The 15844-nt window shown below is 70.1% G+C and carries 12 protein-coding genes; 2 read left to right on the forward strand and 10 right to left on the reverse strand.

Annotated elements, in window-relative coordinates; genetic code table 11:
- Positions 1–146: 146 nt before the first annotated feature.
- The 3 genes from PV734_RS35575 to PV734_RS35585 all read right to left on the reverse strand — a co-directional run bounded on the left by PV734_RS35575 (position 147) and on the right by PV734_RS35585 (position 2496).
- Positions 147–1052, reverse strand: coding sequence for an ADP-ribosylglycohydrolase family protein (locus PV734_RS35575; protein WP_319096013.1), 906 nt, complete (start codon positions 1050–1052; stop codon positions 147–149).
- Positions 1053–1064: 12 nt separating this feature from the next.
- Positions 1065–1724, reverse strand: coding sequence for a histidine phosphatase family protein (locus PV734_RS35580; protein ID WP_319096012.1), 660 nt, complete (start codon positions 1722–1724; stop codon positions 1065–1067).
- Positions 1725–1890: 166 nt separating this feature from the next.
- On the reverse strand, positions 1891–2496 hold the full coding sequence (locus tag PV734_RS35585; RefSeq protein ID WP_044473835.1) for a YdbC family protein: 606 nt from the start codon (positions 2494–2496) through the stop codon (positions 1891–1893).
- A gap of 154 nt (positions 2497–2650) precedes the next feature.
- On the opposite strand from PV734_RS35585, the gene PV734_RS35590 reads away from it, so the two are divergent.
- Positions 2651–3184 carry a TerD family protein gene (locus PV734_RS35590; protein WP_415924316.1) on the forward strand — a complete coding sequence of 178 codons (534 nt, stop codon included), beginning with the start codon at positions 2651–2653 and terminating at the stop codon, positions 3182–3184.
- Here PV734_RS35590 and PV734_RS35595 read toward each other — a convergent pair.
- From PV734_RS35595 to nrdR, 3 genes are all read right to left on the reverse strand, one after another.
- The gene (locus tag PV734_RS35595; protein WP_319096011.1) at positions 3175–3990 is read right to left on the reverse strand and encodes a DUF2785 domain-containing protein; all 816 of its coding nucleotides are present in this window, start codon (positions 3988–3990) and stop codon (positions 3175–3177) included. The genes PV734_RS35590 and PV734_RS35595 overlap by 10 nt on opposite strands.
- 101 nt (positions 3991–4091) lie before the next feature.
- Positions 4092–6995 carry a vitamin B12-dependent ribonucleotide reductase gene (locus PV734_RS35600; protein ID WP_319293545.1) on the reverse strand — a complete coding sequence of 968 codons (2904 nt, stop codon included), beginning with the start codon at positions 6993–6995 and terminating at the stop codon, positions 4092–4094.
- A gap of 163 nt (positions 6996–7158) precedes the next feature.
- Positions 7159–7710 carry a transcriptional regulator NrdR gene (nrdR, locus tag PV734_RS35605; RefSeq protein WP_319096009.1) on the reverse strand — a complete coding sequence of 184 codons (552 nt, stop codon included), beginning with the start codon at positions 7708–7710 and terminating at the stop codon, positions 7159–7161.
- A gap of 543 nt (positions 7711–8253) precedes the next feature.
- Here nrdR and lexA point away from each other — a divergent pair.
- Positions 8254–9033, forward strand: a complete 780-nt coding sequence (gene lexA / locus PV734_RS35610; protein ID WP_006378242.1) for a transcriptional repressor LexA — start codon at positions 8254–8256, stop codon at positions 9031–9033.
- A 149-nt stretch (positions 9034–9182) separates the two neighbouring features.
- Here the strand turns inward: lexA and PV734_RS35615 are convergent, their stop codons facing one another.
- The 4 genes from PV734_RS35615 to PV734_RS35630 all read right to left on the reverse strand — a co-directional run bounded on the left by PV734_RS35615 (position 9183) and on the right by PV734_RS35630 (position 15676).
- Complete coding sequence (locus PV734_RS35615; RefSeq protein WP_319096008.1) at positions 9183–11198, reverse strand: ATP-dependent DNA helicase; 2016 nt, start codon at positions 11196–11198, stop codon at positions 9183–9185.
- 84 nt (positions 11199–11282) lie between these two features.
- Positions 11283–12017, reverse strand: coding sequence for a GNAT family N-acetyltransferase (locus tag PV734_RS35620; protein WP_319293547.1), 735 nt, complete (start codon positions 12015–12017; stop codon positions 11283–11285).
- A gap of 94 nt (positions 12018–12111) precedes the next feature.
- The gene (locus tag PV734_RS35625; RefSeq protein WP_415924317.1) at positions 12112–14118 is read right to left on the reverse strand and encodes an IucA/IucC family protein; all 2007 of its coding nucleotides are present in this window, start codon (positions 14116–14118) and stop codon (positions 12112–12114) included.
- A gap of 103 nt (positions 14119–14221) precedes the next feature.
- Positions 14222–15676: a diaminobutyrate--2-oxoglutarate transaminase family protein gene (locus tag PV734_RS35630; RefSeq protein ID WP_319096210.1), complete on the reverse strand. Its 1455-nt coding sequence runs from the start codon at positions 15674–15676 to the stop codon at positions 14222–14224.
- Positions 15677–15844: the final 168 nt, after the last annotated feature.

Below are 15844 nucleotides of genomic sequence, written 5' to 3' on the forward strand. Positions count from 1 at the left end.
AGGTCGGCGGTGGGGCGGTGAGACGTTACGACAGCTGCGGGCCCGCCCGAGGACACACGGTCGGTTCAGGCGCGCCCGAGCCTCCGAATCGACGGCGAGCGGCGGCACCGCGCCTGCCTGGCACTCGCAGGGGCCCGTCAACCGTCCTACGCCCCCGAGGGCACCCACTCCGGCAGCGCTTCCGTGCGATCCAGCCACGCCGACGGCGGCGCCCCCGCCTTCCCCGCGGCGAGTACGCCGCCCACGATGGCGCAGTTCGTGTCCACATCGCCGCCCACCTGGGCCGTCGCCCAGAAGGCTTCCTCGTAGTCACCGAGAGCGCGCGCCGCGGACCAGAGCGCGAACGGCACGGTGTCGTGCGCCGACGTACGCCGGCCGCAGCCCAGCACGGCCGCGACCGTGCTCGGGTCGGCGTAGTCCAGCATGTCCCGGGCGCGCCGCAGCCCTGCCGAGACGGCGCTCCTGGGGACGAGCGCGATCACCGCGTCGAGAAGCGCCTCGGGGCTCGGCGGGCCGCCCTCGGCGGCCACCAGGGCGGCGGCAGCGGCGACGGCCATGGCTCCCACGACGGCCTCGCGGTGCTGGTGCGTGGGGTAGGCCGAGATCTCCGCCTGGTGGGTCGCCTGCTCCGGGTCGTCCGCGTACCAGGCACCCAGCGGCGCGATGCGCATGGCGGCGCCGTTGCCCCAGGACCCCTGGCCGTTGAACAGGGCGGACGCCAGCTCCCGCCAGTCGCCGCCCTCCCGGACCAGCCGCAGGAGCCGGTTCACCGCGGGACCGTACCCGCGGTCGAAGTCGTGGTGCTCCGCGAAGGAGCGGGCGAGGGCGTCCTGGTCGACGCGGTGGTGGGTGGCCAGTACGGCCACCACGGAGCACGCCATCTCCGTGTCGTCCGTCCACTGCCAGGGGCCGGGCGGCAGCTCACGGTTCTTGAGCCGCGGATGGTTCACGGGCACGAAGAACTGTGACCCCAGCGCATCCCCCACCGCGAGCCCGCTCAGGCTGGTCAGGGCGCGCTCCATGCGCTCGGGAGAAGAGGAATCAACGGTCATCGCCCTGCCACTCTATCCGGTGATTCCATACGATTCCGGCTCACGCCAACGCTCGAAAGGTCGGTCGAGGGTGTACCTGCCGTCACTACCGAGAACGAGCATCCGCATCTCCGCGTTCCCCGGATTCGACAGCGACTCGAATTCCGCGACGGTCCAGTGGAACCAGCGCATGCAGAACAGCCGCATGGCCAGCCCATGGGTCACCAGCAGCACGTTGGGCGGATGGTCGGGCGCCTCGAAGCTGCGGTAGAGACTCTCCAGGAAACCGCCGACCCTGTCGTACACGTCGGCCCCGGACTCCCCCTGGGCGAAGCGGTAGAAGAAGTGCCCGTAGGCGTCCCGGTAGGCCTTCTGCAGCTGTACGTCGTCCCGGTCCTGCCAGTTGCCCCAGTCCTGCTCGCGCAGCCGGGGCTCCTCGCGTACGCGTATGTGGTCGGGGTTCAGGCTGAAAGCGCGCAGGGTTTCGTGCGTCCGACGGTAGGGGGAGACGTAGACACTCACCTGCTCCTGCCCGAACACCTCGCGCAGCCGCTTGCCGGTCTCCTCCGCCTGTCGCCAGCCGCGTTCCGTGAGCGCAAGGGCATGATCCGGTTCGCGCTCGTAGACGGTGTCATCGGCATTGCCCATTGACTCGCCGTGCCGGACAAGGACGATGCGCCGTGGTCTTACCATGCCAAAACCCTAGATCGGGTCGACGCCGGCCGGGCACTCAGGCGCCCTCTATACGGCGTATGTCACACATGTCATGCGTGCTGGAGCACACGAGGTCCGGAACACGGAGTCCTGAAGCCGGAAGCCTGAAGCCGGAAGGCACAGTCCGCGGCAAGCGGTCCGGACCTCAGACTATCCAGCTGGGTTCCAGTTCGACGATGTCCCCGGCGAGGGCCGCGACGTCCGCCTCCAGCTGCGCCCGCAGCGCCAGCCGCTCCACCCGCTCGGCCCGGTACTTGCCGTGCTCGGCGGCCGAGCGCCACATCGACAGGATGAGGAACTCGTGCCCCGGCGCCTCGCCGAACAGCCCACGCACCATGCCGGGCGAACCCGCCATCGCGGGGTTCCAGACCTTCTCCTGCATCAGCGCGAAGTGCTCGGCGCGCTCCTCGTGGACACGGCAGTGCGCCACCCGTACCAGGTCGGAGTCCGTGAAGCGCGGCTCGAAGCCGGTCTTCACGTCGAAACGGTGGTCGAAGAGCTTGACCTGCTGATCCTTGAAGGTGCCCGACTGCGCGGTGGCGAGCCGGTCATGGGACCGGGCCATGAAGGAGTCGTAGAAGGCGCGGCTCTCCCAGAAGGCGAAGACGTGTGCCACGCCGGGACGCCCCCGGCTCCAGCCCCCGCCCTGCCCCCGGAATCCCGGCTCCCCCAGAAGTCCCGCCCACTTTCGCTGCCCCCGTTCGAAACCGCGGCGGTCCACCACGGTGCAGCGAATCCACTTGACCAGCACGGCGCCATCGTAAGGCCCCGCGGCGTGGCGCCGGTCACGCTCGGGCGGAGTGGGACCGCGCGAGCGCCCCCGCGCGCGTGGCACGATGGACAACCAGCTGTGAGGTACCGGCAGTTGGAGCGAGAGCACAACGGCGAACGGGGAAGGGAAGTCTGTGAAGGCCCTCAACAAGGGGATCCGCAAGGCCGAAGTCTCACTGAAGTGGGATCCGAGTCCGACGGGACAGCCGCCCACCGATCTCGACATCGTCGCGGCGACCTACCCGGCGACCGATCCGCACGGCGATCCCGCCTACGTGGTGCACTTCGACAGCCGCTCCCCGGACGGCACGATCACGCTCAACCGGGACAGCAAGGACGGCAAGGGCTTCGGCTGGGACGAGGTCATGACACTGGAGTTCGACCGGCTGGGCGCCCAGTACGCGCGCGTGGTGGTCGGTGTCATCATCCAACAGCGCTCCGCCGACCGGACGTTCGTCAACGTCCTCAGCCCCGGCCTGCGCATCCGCGAGGGCTACACCGTGCTGGCCGAGGACGACTTCGGCGGCGTCCTGGGGTCCACGGCGGCCACGGTCGCGGAGTTCGTCCGCGACGAGTCCGGGTCGTGGGACTTCCACTCCGGCGTCCAGGGCTTCGAGGACGACCCCGACACGTTCACCATGACGATGGGCCACACGCGTCAGACCTGATCCCTCCCCGAAGGGGAGGGCAGGTAGGGGGTGACGATCGCGAGGGTGGCGGCCAGGGCGTCGAGTACGGCCTCCCTGTGGGTGACCGTGCTCGGCGGACCGTCCCCTCCGGGCGCGAGCAGTCCGCGGTCCACCAGCAGGTAGAGCATCCGCAGGGTGCGCATGGCATTGGAGGCCCAGGGGGGAACCGGCCCGGGCTCCCCCGTCCGGAACGCCGCCGAGACGGCGTCCAGCCACCCCACAGAGCCGGCCGCGGCGAGACCGGGCCGGCACAGGAGCTGGGCCAGCGCACGAGCGATCCGGTCGTCCTCCTGGGCGTCGAAGACCTGCCCGGTGTCGGCCAGCAACCGCGCGACAACCAGCTCGAACAACGGTGCGGGGTCCTGCTCCGGGCGCCTGGCGAGGGCCGCCAGCAGATCGGCTCCGTGGGCGGCGGCGTGCACCCAGCCGAGCTCGGAGTCGTACCCGCGCAGATCGGTCTCGCCGGGATACCACCCGGCGAACGCCTCCCACCACTCCTGCCGCCAGACACCCGCGTCCACGAGCCGGGCCAGGACGAGGGGAGCGAACGCCCGCGCCTGAATCCCGGGATCGTCGAACAGTTCGGCCGTACGATCCCCGAGCCATCGCCGCTCCAGCGCGTCGAGCCCGGGTATCCAGCGGACAGCCGCGCCGTACGCGCCCTCGTCGCGCACCACGGGATCCGGGGAACGGAGATCCGCGACCAGCGCGCCGAGAGCGGCGGTCCGGGCTGCCCCCGAGAGCTCACCGATGTCACCGTCGTGGCGCCGCAACGTGTCGTCCATGGACGCAGGTTACGTGCCCCACGACACGACGAAGGAGGGGCACCGGCACCCGGCCGACACCCCTCCTCCCTCACTCACCGGTCAGGGACCGTCCGTCGCGGTCAGCTGCAACCGCTGGTCGACCCGCATCCCTCGCAGATGTAGCAGGACCCGGCCCGCTGCATCTTCGTACCGCAGGAGAAGCACAGCGGGGCGTCCGCCTGGATGCCCAGCTGCATCTCGACCAGTTCGGCGCTGGTGTGGACCTGCTGCAGCGCGGGCTCCGGCACCTCCGCGACCACGGCCTTCGGTGTCGCGACGGCCTTCAGTTCCTGGGCGCGGGGGGCCGACTGGGCCAGGCCCTCGATGTCGACCTCTTCGTCGTCCATGGACGGCTCGTAGGAGCCCGTCTCCAGGTGACGCTGGCGCTCCCCGGCGGAGTGGATGCCGAGGGCGGAACGCGTCTCGAAGGGGAGGAAGTCCAGCGCGAGGCGGCGGAAGATGTAGTCGACGATCGACTGGGCCATCCGGACATCGGGGTCGTCCGTCATACCGGCCGGCTCGAAGCGCATGTTCGTGAACTTCGAGACGTACGTCTCCAGCGGAACGCCGTACTGCAGGCCCACCGAGATGGCGATCGAGAAGGCGTCCATCATGCCCGCGAGGGTGGAACCCTGCTTGGACATCTTCAGGAAGACCTCGCCGAGACCGTCGTCCGGGTAGGAGTTGGCGGTCATGTAGCCCTCGGCGCCGCCGACCGTGAAGGACGTGGTGATGCCGGGGCGGCCCTTCGGGAGGCGCTTGCGGACCGGGCGGTACTCGACGACCTTCTCGACGGCCTCACGGATCGTCGCCTCGGTCTTCGCGGTCACCGCGGTCTTCTCGTCCTCCTTCTTCTTGACGGAGAGCGGCTGGCCGACCTTGCAGTTGTCGCGGTAGATCGCGAGCGCCTTGACGCCCATCTTCCAGGCCTCGAAGTAGACCTCCTCGACGTCCTCGACAGTCGCCGTCTCCGGCAGGTTGACCGTCTTGGACAGGGCGCCGGAGATCCAGGGCTGGATCGCGGCCATCATCCGGACGTGGCCCATCGCGGAGATGGTCCGCTCTCCCATGGCGCAGTCGAACACCTCGTAGTGCTCGTGCTTGAGGCCCGGGGCGTCGATCACATGGCCGTGCTCGGCGATGTGGGCGACGATCGCCTCGATCTGCTCCTCCTGGTAGCCCAGGCGGCGCAGGGCCTGCGGGACCGTGCCGTTGACGATCTGCATCGAGCCGCCGCCGACGAGCTTCTTGAACTTGACCAGCGCGAGGTCGGGCTCAAGACCCGTGGTGTCGCAGGACATCGCGAGACCGATGGTGCCGGTCGGGGCGATGACGGAAGCCTGCGCGTTACGGAAACCGTTCTTCTCACCGATGCGGACGACGTCCTGCCAGGCCTCCGTGGCGGCGGCCCAGATCGGGGTGTCCAGGTCGTCGATACGGACGGCCTTGTCGTTCTCGTCGGCGTGCTGCTTCATGACCCGCAGGTGCGGCTGCTCGTTGCGGGCGTAGCCGTCGTACGGGCCGACGACCGCGGCGAGTTCGGCGGAACGGCGGTACGACGTACCGGTCATCAGGGAGGTGATGGCACCGGCCAGGGCACGGCCGCCCACGGAGTCGTACGCGTGACCGGTCGCCATCAGCAGGGCGCCGAGGTTGGCGTAGCCGATGCCGAGCTGGCGGAACGCACGCGTGTTCTCGCCGATCTTCTCGGTCGGGAAGTCGGCGAAGCAGATGGAGATGTCCATCGCGGTGATGACGAGCTCGACGACCTTCGCGAAGCGGTCGATCTCGAAGGACTGGCGGCCCTTGCCGTCGTCCTTCAGGAACTTCATCAGGTTCAGCGAGGCGAGGTTGCAGGACGTGTTGTCCAGGTGCATGTACTCGCTGCACGGGTTCGAGCCGTTGATACGGCCGGACTCCGGGCACGTGTGCCACTGGTTGATCGTGTCGTCGTACTGGATGCCCGGGTCGGCGCAGGCCCAGGCCGCCTCGGCCAGCTTGCGGAAGAGCGACTTGGCGTCGACCTCCTCGATGACCTCGCCGGTCATCCTGGAGGTGAGCCCGAACTTGCCACCCGCCTCGACGGCCTTCATGAACGTGTCGTTCACGCGGACCGAGTTGTTGGCGTTCTGGTACTGGACGGACGTGATGTCGTCGCCGCCCAGGTCCATGTCGAAGCCCGCGTCGCGCAGGGCGCGGATCTTCTCCTCCTCCTTCACCTTGGTCTCGATGAAGCCCTCGATGTCGGGGTGGTCGACGTCGAGGATGACCATCTTGGCCGCGCGGCGGGTGGCGCCGCCCGACTTGATCGTCCCCGCCGACGCGTCCGCGCCGCGCATGAAGGAGACCGGGCCGGAGGCGTTGCCGCCGGAGGAGAGGAGTTCCTTGGAGGAACGGATCCGGGAGAGGTTCAGGCCGGCGCCCGAGCCGCCCTTGAAGATCATGCCCTCTTCCTTGTACCAGTCGAGGATCGACTCCATGGAGTCGTCGACGGACAGGATGAAGCAGGCCGAGACCTGCTGGGGCTGCGGGGTCCCGACGTTGAACCAGACGGGGCTGTTGAAGCTGAAGATCTGGTGCAGGAGGGCGTACGCCAGCTCGTGCTCGAAGATCTCGGCGTCGGCCGGGGACGCGAAGTACTTGTAGTCCTCACCGGCCTTCGTGTACGTCTTCACGATGCGGTCGATGAGCTGCTTGAGGCTCACCTCGCGCTGCGGGGTGCCGACCGCACCGCGGAAGTACTTGCTGGTGACGATGTTGACCGCGTTCACCGCCCACTCGGCGGGGAACTCGACGCCACGCTGCTCGAAGTTGACCGAGCCGTCGCGCCAGTTGGTCATGACGACGTCACGGCTCGCCCACTCGACCTCGTCGTACGGGTGCACGCCGGGGGTGGTGTGGATCCGCTCGATGCGCAGGCCCTTGGCCACCTTCGTCCCCTTTGCGCGGGAACTCCGTGCCGGACCGCTCGCCGTCTCTGTCATGCCGCCTCCCTGTATCGGGCAAAACGCCCAGAAGTGTCACGTTGTTCCCATGACACGGTGTGTTTCTTGCGCTGCGGGCACCTCTCGATGCTGTCCGCAACAGGTCTTCGGATCGCCGCCCCGGGGCCAGGTCCGCACGTACTGTCCGGATCGGGCCCGCCGGTCAGTCGGCGGCGTTGGCGGGCACGGGGACCTGAGCAGTCCCCCCGGACCCGCGATGGTCTTCCTGGCGCCCCACATCCGGGTCTTCGTCGTCCACGGCGGGGCCGCGCGGCACTTCCCTGAGCTCCGCGATGGCGGCCTCGAAGTCGTCCAGCGAGTCGAACGCCCGGTAGACGGACGCGAATCGCAGGTAGGCGACGAGGTCGAGTTCCTGCAACGGGCCGAGCATGGCCAGCCCCACGTCATGGGTGGTCAGTTCGGCGCTTCCGGTGGCCCGCACCGCTTCCTCGACCCGCTGGCCGAGTTGGGCGAGCGCGTCTTCGGTGACCGGCCGTCCCTGACATGCCTTGCGCACGCCGTTGATGACCTTCGTCCGACTGAACGGTTCGGTGACTCCGGACCGCTTGACCACCATGAGCGAGCACGTCTCGACGGTCGTGAACCGGCGGGAGCAGTCAGGGCATTGGCGGCGCCTGCGGATGGACGTGCCGTCGTCGGTCGTACGACTGTCGACGACACGGCTGTCGGGATGCCGGCAGAAGGGGCAGTGCATGTTCTCCAACCCTCCGTCACAGCAGACTCAATGGCCTCGTAAAGACCCTTGAGCCCCTCGAAGCAGCCCCCAGCATAGGTGATGCCGGAGGGGTTGATGACCCGGGGGACCACAACTTCTGGGCCACTGCTGCAATCCAACCACTAGATGTGGGGATTGGCCCGTACATCCACCGCGTACGCGCGTGTCGCACCAGTATTGGCGGGTGCCGCCCGGCCACCCCGTCACGACAGGCCCCGTCCGGCACGGACGTACCGCTCGGGAACATGCGGAGATACGGTGAGAACCGCGCGCGGCGGGGGGCGATTCCCGGTTGACGGGGATCCGGGTGGCAGACTTGAGCACCGGCCCACGAGGTCGCCTCTCCGGCGGTGAAGGGTACAACAAGGAGCCCTTTTGTCCGCCCGGCACGACGTGAGCCATACACCCAAACATCTGATCGCGGCAGGCCATCCGCAATTTTTCACTCGAACGTGTGTTTGGCGCAACCTTTCGAAAGCAACTACCGTTGCACTGCACGGGAGACCATCGAGAGGGGCCGACGTGACCACCACCGCTGACAGTGCCACCATCACTGCCCAGGACCGCTCCCAGAGCCGACTCGAGCCGGTGCATGCGATGAACGAAGCCACGAATCCCGAGGGGCCCAAGCGGTCCCTCCCTGGACGACCTCCAGGAATCCGAGCGGACAGCTCGGGCCTCACAGACCGGCAACGGCGCGTGATCGAGGTCATCAGGGACTCCGTGCAACGACGCGGTTACCCGCCGTCGATGCGCGAGATCGGGCAGGCAGTCGGCCTCTCCAGTACCTCATCGGTCGCACACCAGCTCATGGCTCTGGAGCGCAAGGGATTCCTGCGCCGCGATCCGCATCGCCCGCGCGCCTATGAAGTACGCGGTTCCGACCAAGGGGCTTCCGTGCAGCCCACGGACACCGCGGGCAAGCCCGCCGCGTCGTACGTCCCCCTTGTGGGCCGTATCGCCGCCGGCGGTCCCATCCTCGCCGAGGAATCGGTCGAGGACGTGTTCCCTCTCCCCCGCCAACTGGTGGGTGACGGAGAGCTGTTCGTGCTGAAGGTCGTCGGTGACTCGATGATCGAGGCCGCGATCTGCGACGGCGACTGGGTCACCGTGCGCCGCCAACCGGTCGCCGAGAACGGCGATGTCGTGGCCGCGATGCTGGACGGCGAAGCAACCGTCAAGCGCTTCAAGCGCGAGGACGGCCATGTCTGGCTCCTCCCGCACAACTCCGCGTACCAGCCGATCCCCGGTGACGAGGCGACGATCCTCGGCAAGGTGGTGGCGGTGCTCCGCCGCCTGTGAGAGAGGCCGGCGGCCGGGGTCGTGCGAGACCCCGCCCCTGACCGGGCCCCGGAACCCCTGCGCCGGTTCCGGGGCCCTGTGTTGTCCGGGTATCCAGGTGCGTCACTGTGCCGGCCACCGACCGAAGTCGGTGGCCGGCACAGTGGTGTCTACGCCTCCTCCGCCTGCTCGGCCTCTTCCGCGACCGGCTCGGTGCTCTCCGTCCCCCGCGCCACGGCGTCGATCGCGGCCAGCGAGCGCCGGACCACGTTGCGGTCGGTGGTGTACCAGAAGTCCGGCAGGGACGCCTTCAGGTAGCTCCCGTACCGGGCCGTGGCGAGGCGCTGGTCCAGTACGGCGACCACACCGCGGTCCCCCGTCGCCCGTACGAGGCGGCCGGCGCCCTGGGCCATGAGCAGGGCCGCGTGGGTGGCGGCGACGGCCATGAAGCCGTTGCCCCCGGCGTCCTCGACGGCCTTCTGGCGGGCGCTCATCAGCGGGTCGTCCGGGCGAGGGAACGGGATCTTGTCCATGACGACCAACTGGCAGCTGGCGCCCGGCACGTCGACGCCCTGCCAGAGCGACAGTGTGCCGAACAGACAGGTCCGCGGATCAGCCGCGAAGTTCTTGATCAGCTCGCCGAGCGTCTCCTCACCCTGCAGGAGGATCGGGAACTCCGGGATGCGTGACCGCAGTTCCTCGGCGGCCAGCTGCGCCGCCCGCATCGAGGAGAACAGGCCGAGGGTGCGCCCGCCCGCCGCCTGGATCAGCTCGGTGAGCTCGTCGAGCATGTCGGCGCGGTCGCCGTCCCGCGCGGGGCGGGACAGGTGCTTGGCGACGTACAGGATGCCCTGCTTCGGGTAGTCGAAGGGCGAACCGACGTCGACGCCCTTCCACTGCGGGAGGTCGTCGCCCGCCGTGCCCTCCGGGGCGAGGCCGAGCGAGGCCCCGACACCGTTGAAGTCGCCGCCGAGCTTGAGCGTCGCCGAGGTCAGGACCACCGAACGGTCCGTGAAGAGCTTCTCTCTGAGGAGGCCCGACACCGACATGGGGGCGACCCGCAGTGAGGCACCGAAGCGGTCGTGCCGCTCGTACCAGACGACGTCCCACTCGGAGCCGTTCGCGATCCGCTCCGCGACGTCGTGGACGCTTTCCACCGAGGCCAGCGCCTGTTTACGGACCGCGTCCTCGTCCTGGACCGACTTGTCGCGGGTCGCGCCGATGCCGGAGATCACCTGCCGGGCGGCGTCCCTCAATGCCATCAGCGCGTACCCGAGGTCCTCCGGGACCTCCTCCAGGCGGCCCGGCAGGGCCAGTTCCATCACCCGCTCGAAACCCTCGGCCGCGGTCTGGAGCTGGTCGGCGGCCTTCTCGTTGACGAGCTTCGCCGCCCGGCGCACGGCGCGGTTGACCTGGCCCGGCGTGAGTTCGCCGGTGGCCACTCCGGTGACCCGCGAGACCAGTTCGTGCGCCTCGTCGACGATCAGCACCTCGTGCTGCGGGAGGACGGGCGCGCCTTCGATGGCGTCGATCGCCAGCAGGGCGTGGTTCGTGACGATCACCTCGGCGAGTTTGGCGCGCTCGCGGGCCATCTCGGCGAAGCACTCGGCTCCGTACGCGCACTTCGAGGCGCCCAGGCACTCCCGGGAGGAGACGGAGACCTGCGCCCAGGCCCGGTCGGAGACGCCGGGGGTGAGGCCGTCACGGTCGCCGGTCTCGGTCTCGTCGGACCATTCCCGCAGGCGCAGCAGATCCTGGCCCAGCTTGCTGGTGGGCGCCGCGGCCTCGAACTGGTCGAAGAGGCCCTCGTCCTCGTCCTGCGGTACCCCCTCGTGGAGGCGGTGCAGGCACAGGTAGTTCGATCTGCCCTTGAGCATCGCGAACTCGGGGCGGCGGCGCAGTACGGGGTGCAGGGCGTCGACCGTGCGGGGCAGGTCGCGCTCCACGAGCTGGCGCTGCAGCGCGAGGGTGGCGGTCGCGACGACGACCCGCTCCCCGTGCGCGAGCGCGGGTACGAGGTAGCCGAGCGACTTTCCGGTGCCGGTGCCTGCCTGGACCAGCAGATGGGAACCGTCGTCGATCGCCTCCGCGACGGCTTCGGCCATGGTCACCTGGCCGGGGCGCTCCGTACCGCCGACGGCGGTGACGGCAGCATGCAGGAGTTCGGGGAGTGAGGGCTTCGTCATAGCGCGACCACCCTACGGGGCGGCACTGACAATCGGGTGATCAAGGCGGGAGCGCACGGTGGGAGAGGGCGTGACTCAGGGGGTCTACAGCGCATCGCGCAGGCCCCGGTCCCGGACCATGAGGGCGGCCCGCTTGGCGGGCAGGTCGACCTCGGCGGAGAACCGGAAACCGGCGCTCAGAAAGGCCGAGACGGAGGGGGTGTTGCGCAGGTCGGGTTCCGCGACGACGCGCCCGCAGCGAGGACGGTTGTCGAGTACGAGGTCGGCGACGGCTCTGAGCAGGACGCCGCCCAGTCCACGCCCGCGGTCGGCGACACCGCCGAGCAGGAGGTGCACTCCGGTGTCGTGGGGACGGGCGGGATAGTGCCGGGCCAGTGGGTCGAGGTCGGCGCGGTAGATCTCCCAGTAGCTCATCGGGGTGCCCTCCAGCACGCCGAGACAGGGGACGCTGCGTCCGTCACCGTCGAGCTGGGACCGCAGATGGGCCTCGGTCACGCGTTCGGTGCCGGCGAGTTCCCAGAAGGTGGCGACGGTGGGGTCGTTTATCCAGCGCCCGACAAGAGGGAGATCGCGCTCGATCCGTACAGGCAGGAGCCGGAACGGACCTGCGGGCGTGTTCGTCGGCCCCCATTCCCCGATGCGGTCGAGGAGGTCGTCGACGGCCGGGGAGACGGCGTCAGCGGCGTTGCCGGGGCCGGAGTACAGCGCGAGGAACTCGGCGGGCAGACGCAGCTCCAGCGTGTCCTCGTTGTCGCTCTCGGTGGTCGAGGCGGTTCGGCGGTCGGTACGGGCATCGATGCGCGCGTCGGCGGAAGGCACGGGACGCTCCTCTCAGGAGATGGGGTGTGGGGTGTTCCTCAGGGGTGAACTCGGGGGTGAAAGGGGGTCGGTGTCGTCACTGGTGTCTGGAAGGTCAGGGACGAAGGGGGTTGGCGATGGTGACGTAGACGGACTGGGTGTCGACCGGGCCCACCAGTTCGTCGAGGCCGTGGAGCCGGGTGAGCAGGTTGGCCTTGCAGCGCAGGACGGGTGAGTCGAGCAGCCGGCCGGGCAGGGTCGTACGCAGTCGGGCGGGGCCGGAGGCGACGTCACCGAGAAAGCGTCGGAAGGCGGCGAGCAGCAGTTGTTCGTCGGCGAGGCGCTGGGAGCCGAACGCGCCGATGAGGCCCAGTACGTTGTTGATGCCGAGGTAGTAGGCGAAGCGTTCGTCGGTGACCTCGTCGGAGACGAACGTGTCGCTCTGTTCGCCGATGCCCGGCAGTCGGGCGTCGAGTTCGTCGCGCCGGGACTCGCGGAAGTAGTACCCCTGGTTGTCGCGGTAGCGGCCTCCCCTGGGCCAGCCGTCGCCGTCCAGCAGGAGCAGGGTGTTCTGCTGGTGGGCCTCCAGGGCGATGCCCGCCTCGCTGTCCAGCCAGAGCACGGGCCGGACGACCTGCTCCAGGTAGCGCAGGAACCACTCGGTGGCCACGGCTCCGCGGGGGCGGCCCGTTCTTCCGGCGAGACGTGTGACGACCTCGGCCAGCCGGGACCGCAGGAGCGGGCCGACCGTGCTGCCCGCGTGGGCGTGGGGCCTGGGCGAGACGAGACCGGCGATGCAGGACACGTCGTCCGCCGGGTGGAACGGGTTGTGCCGGATCACCACGTCGAGGCCGGGGACCGGGCGGCCGTCCGGGTCGTCGACGGCGAGCCAGGCCGGATCGCGGACGATGTCGAAGCCCGGGTGGGTGGACTGCCACTGCTTGGCCAGACCGCCGCGCAGCAGCCGATGGACCTCGACGCCGCGGTGGAGTTCCTTGCGGAGGTTCTCGCGCCGCGAGTTGGTGATGCGCAGCCCCAGCGAGAGCTTCAGCATCGCTGGGGCCCCTGAGCGGTGGACCGTGCGCACCGAGGACGTGGGGTACCAGGGGGACCCGTGGGTGCAGAGGTCGCGGAGCAGCCCGGCTTCGAACAGGGCGGCGGTCTGCGGGCGGTGCCTGGTCTCACGGATCTGCCAGGGGTGCAGCGGGAGAGCCGCGTAGCCGTCGGGCAGCGGCAGTGCGGCGCCGATGAGCTGTGCGGTGAGCTGCTCGGCGCGGATGGGGCGGCCCCGCTCGGTCCAGGCGGAGTCCGTGGCGAGGACGGAGGGGGCCACCGCCAGCCAGTGCAGGGGGAAGGAGCCACGCAACTCGGGTGAGTAGAGCCGGGCTTCGGCCTCGGCGAGCCCTTCACGGCTCTTCGGGGTCGGATGCATCGGGTGGCCGAGCAGCAGTGCCTGTTCGGCTGCGAGGAAGAGGTCGGGGCCGTCGGCGGGCTGTGCGCGACGGTCGCTGATGAAGGTGGCGGTCCGTCGGACCGAGTCGGCGACCCGGGCGACCAGGTCGACGGCGTCGGTGGGCAGGACGGAGGAGCCGGGAGGCGCCGGGGCGGGGGCTTCGGCGGAGCCGTCGACGGCCGCCGACGTGCCGCCCGCGTGGGCCGGGGGTACCTCGGTCGCCGGGTCGGCGCCGGTCATGGCCGGCTGCGGGGTGTCGTACGCCTCTCTGGCGAGCAAGGTCGCGACGGTGACCGCGTCCGCCGCCGGTGCTCCTGCGGGTGCGTCGGCCAGGTGGGGGAGGCCGAAGCGGTGCCAGCCGGTCGGGGACCAGTAGTGGACCGGAGCCAGCAGGGCGGTGCCGCTGGTGGGGAGTGGGATGCGGAGGGTGCCGTCCTCGGGGGCGGTGAGGTCGTTCTCACGTACCCAGCAGCGCAGCAGGTTCTCGGTGGCGGCGGCCTGGGCCGCGGTGTGGGGGTCCAGGTGCTCCAGCAGGTCGGCGGTGGCATCGCGCGCCCACTCGGCGCCGCCGGCTGTTCCCTTCTGCCGGGGCACCGTCTCCCGCGCGGGCCCGGAACCACGCGCGGGGACGGTGTGGGAACGGCCTTCGGGTACGGGGGTGCTGTTCAAGACCAGTCCTCGGGATATTGCCGGGTGCGCGTGCGGGAGGGGTGAGAGAGACGAATCGGGGTGGTGGGAGTCCAGGGGTGGTACGGGCGGGCGTTGGGGCCGGCTAGCCCGCTCGCTCGGAGTGGCCGGCGCGGGGACGGCCGAGGTGGGTGTGACCGCGAGACACCGCTGCCACGGCGTCGGACAGTCGGTCGAGTACCGCGACGGCCTGTTCGTCGCTGATGGTCAGCGGCGGCAGCAGCCGAACGACGCTCGCCCGGCGTCCGCCGAGTTCGACGATCAGGCCCCGTCGCAGGCACTCCCGCTGTACGGCGGCGGCCAGTTCGGGCGCTGCGGGACGTGGCCCGCCGTCGGCCGGCCCGGGGAAGACCTCCGGGTCGGTGTCCCGGTACCCGTCGGCGGAGTCCGTGGCTGCCCCCTGCCCGCCTTCCGCCCCCGGCTCGACCAGTTCGACCCCGATCATCAGCCCTCGTCCGCGTACGTCCCCGATGATCGGGAACTCCGCTGCCAGCTGCCGGAGCCGGGTGAGCAGACGGGCGCCCAGGACGGCCGCGCGTTCGGCGAGGCCGTGCTCGCGTACGTAGGCAAGAGTGGCCGTGCCGGCCGCCATGGCGAGTTGGTTGCCGCGGAACGTGCCGGCGTGGGCGCCGGGTTCCCAGACGTCGAGGTCGTCGCGGTAGACCACGACGGCCAGCGGCAGGCTCCCGCCGATCGCCTTGGACAGCACCATCACGTCGGGGGTGACCCCGCTGTGCTCCACCGCCCAGAACCTGCCGGTTCGGCCGACTCCGGTCTGGATCTCGTCCGCGATCAGCGGGATCGAGCGGGACTCGGTGATCCGTCGCATACGCCGCATCCAGGCGTCCGGCGCCGGCATCACCCCGCCCTCGCCCTGCACGGGTTCGAGGATCATGCCCGCGGGCAACGGCACGCCCGACTTGGTGTCGTCCAGGAGGGACTCCGTCCAGCGGGCGGAGAGTTCGGCGCCCCGGTCACCGCCCATCCCGAAGGGGCAGCGGTAGTCCTGGGGGAAGGGCAGCCGGGCGACCTGGACGTCGGTCGCGTGACCGGAGGCGCCGAGCGAACCGGCGGTCATACCGTGATAGGCGCCGGTGAAGGCGAGCATGCCGGTACGGCCGGTCGCGGCGCGCACGAGCTTGAACGCGGCCTCCACCGCGTCCGTCCCGGCCGGTCCGCAGAACTGCACGCGCGCGTGGTCGGCGAGTCCGGGCGGCAGGGTACGGAACAGTTCGGTGGTGAAGGCGTCCTTGACGGGCGTCGCCAGGTCGAGGACGTGCAACGGCGCCCCCGAGTCGAGGACCTTGCGGATCGCCTCCAGTACGACGGGGTGGTTGTGGCCCAGGGCCAGTGTCCCCGCCCCCGAGAGACAGTCGAGGTAGCGGCGGCCGTCGGCGCCCTCGATCGTCAGCCCGCGGGCCCGGACGGGCACGATCGGCAGGGCGCGCGCATAGGTGCGTGCCGCCGATTCACGCGCCGACTGGCGCCGCAGAATCCCCTCGTGCGCCGCGCGCGCCCCCGTGTACTCCCCCGTCTCCATGGACTCCCGCAACTCCAACGCCCCAACTCCCCGCTGTTCCACTGCTCTGCCGCCCCGCCAACCGCCAACTCGGCGATACACCGCTCCCGTTATCAACACCCGGCACACCCCAGGAGTCACGGGTCACCTCAAGATCCTTACTGCGGCGGCGCCTTCGCCCCAGCACGA

It is taken from the genome of Streptomyces sp. AK08-02 (genome assembly GCF_033795085.1).
In the GTDB taxonomy this organism is placed as follows: Bacteria; Actinomycetota; Actinomycetes; order Streptomycetales; family Streptomycetaceae; genus Streptomyces; species Streptomyces echiniscabiei.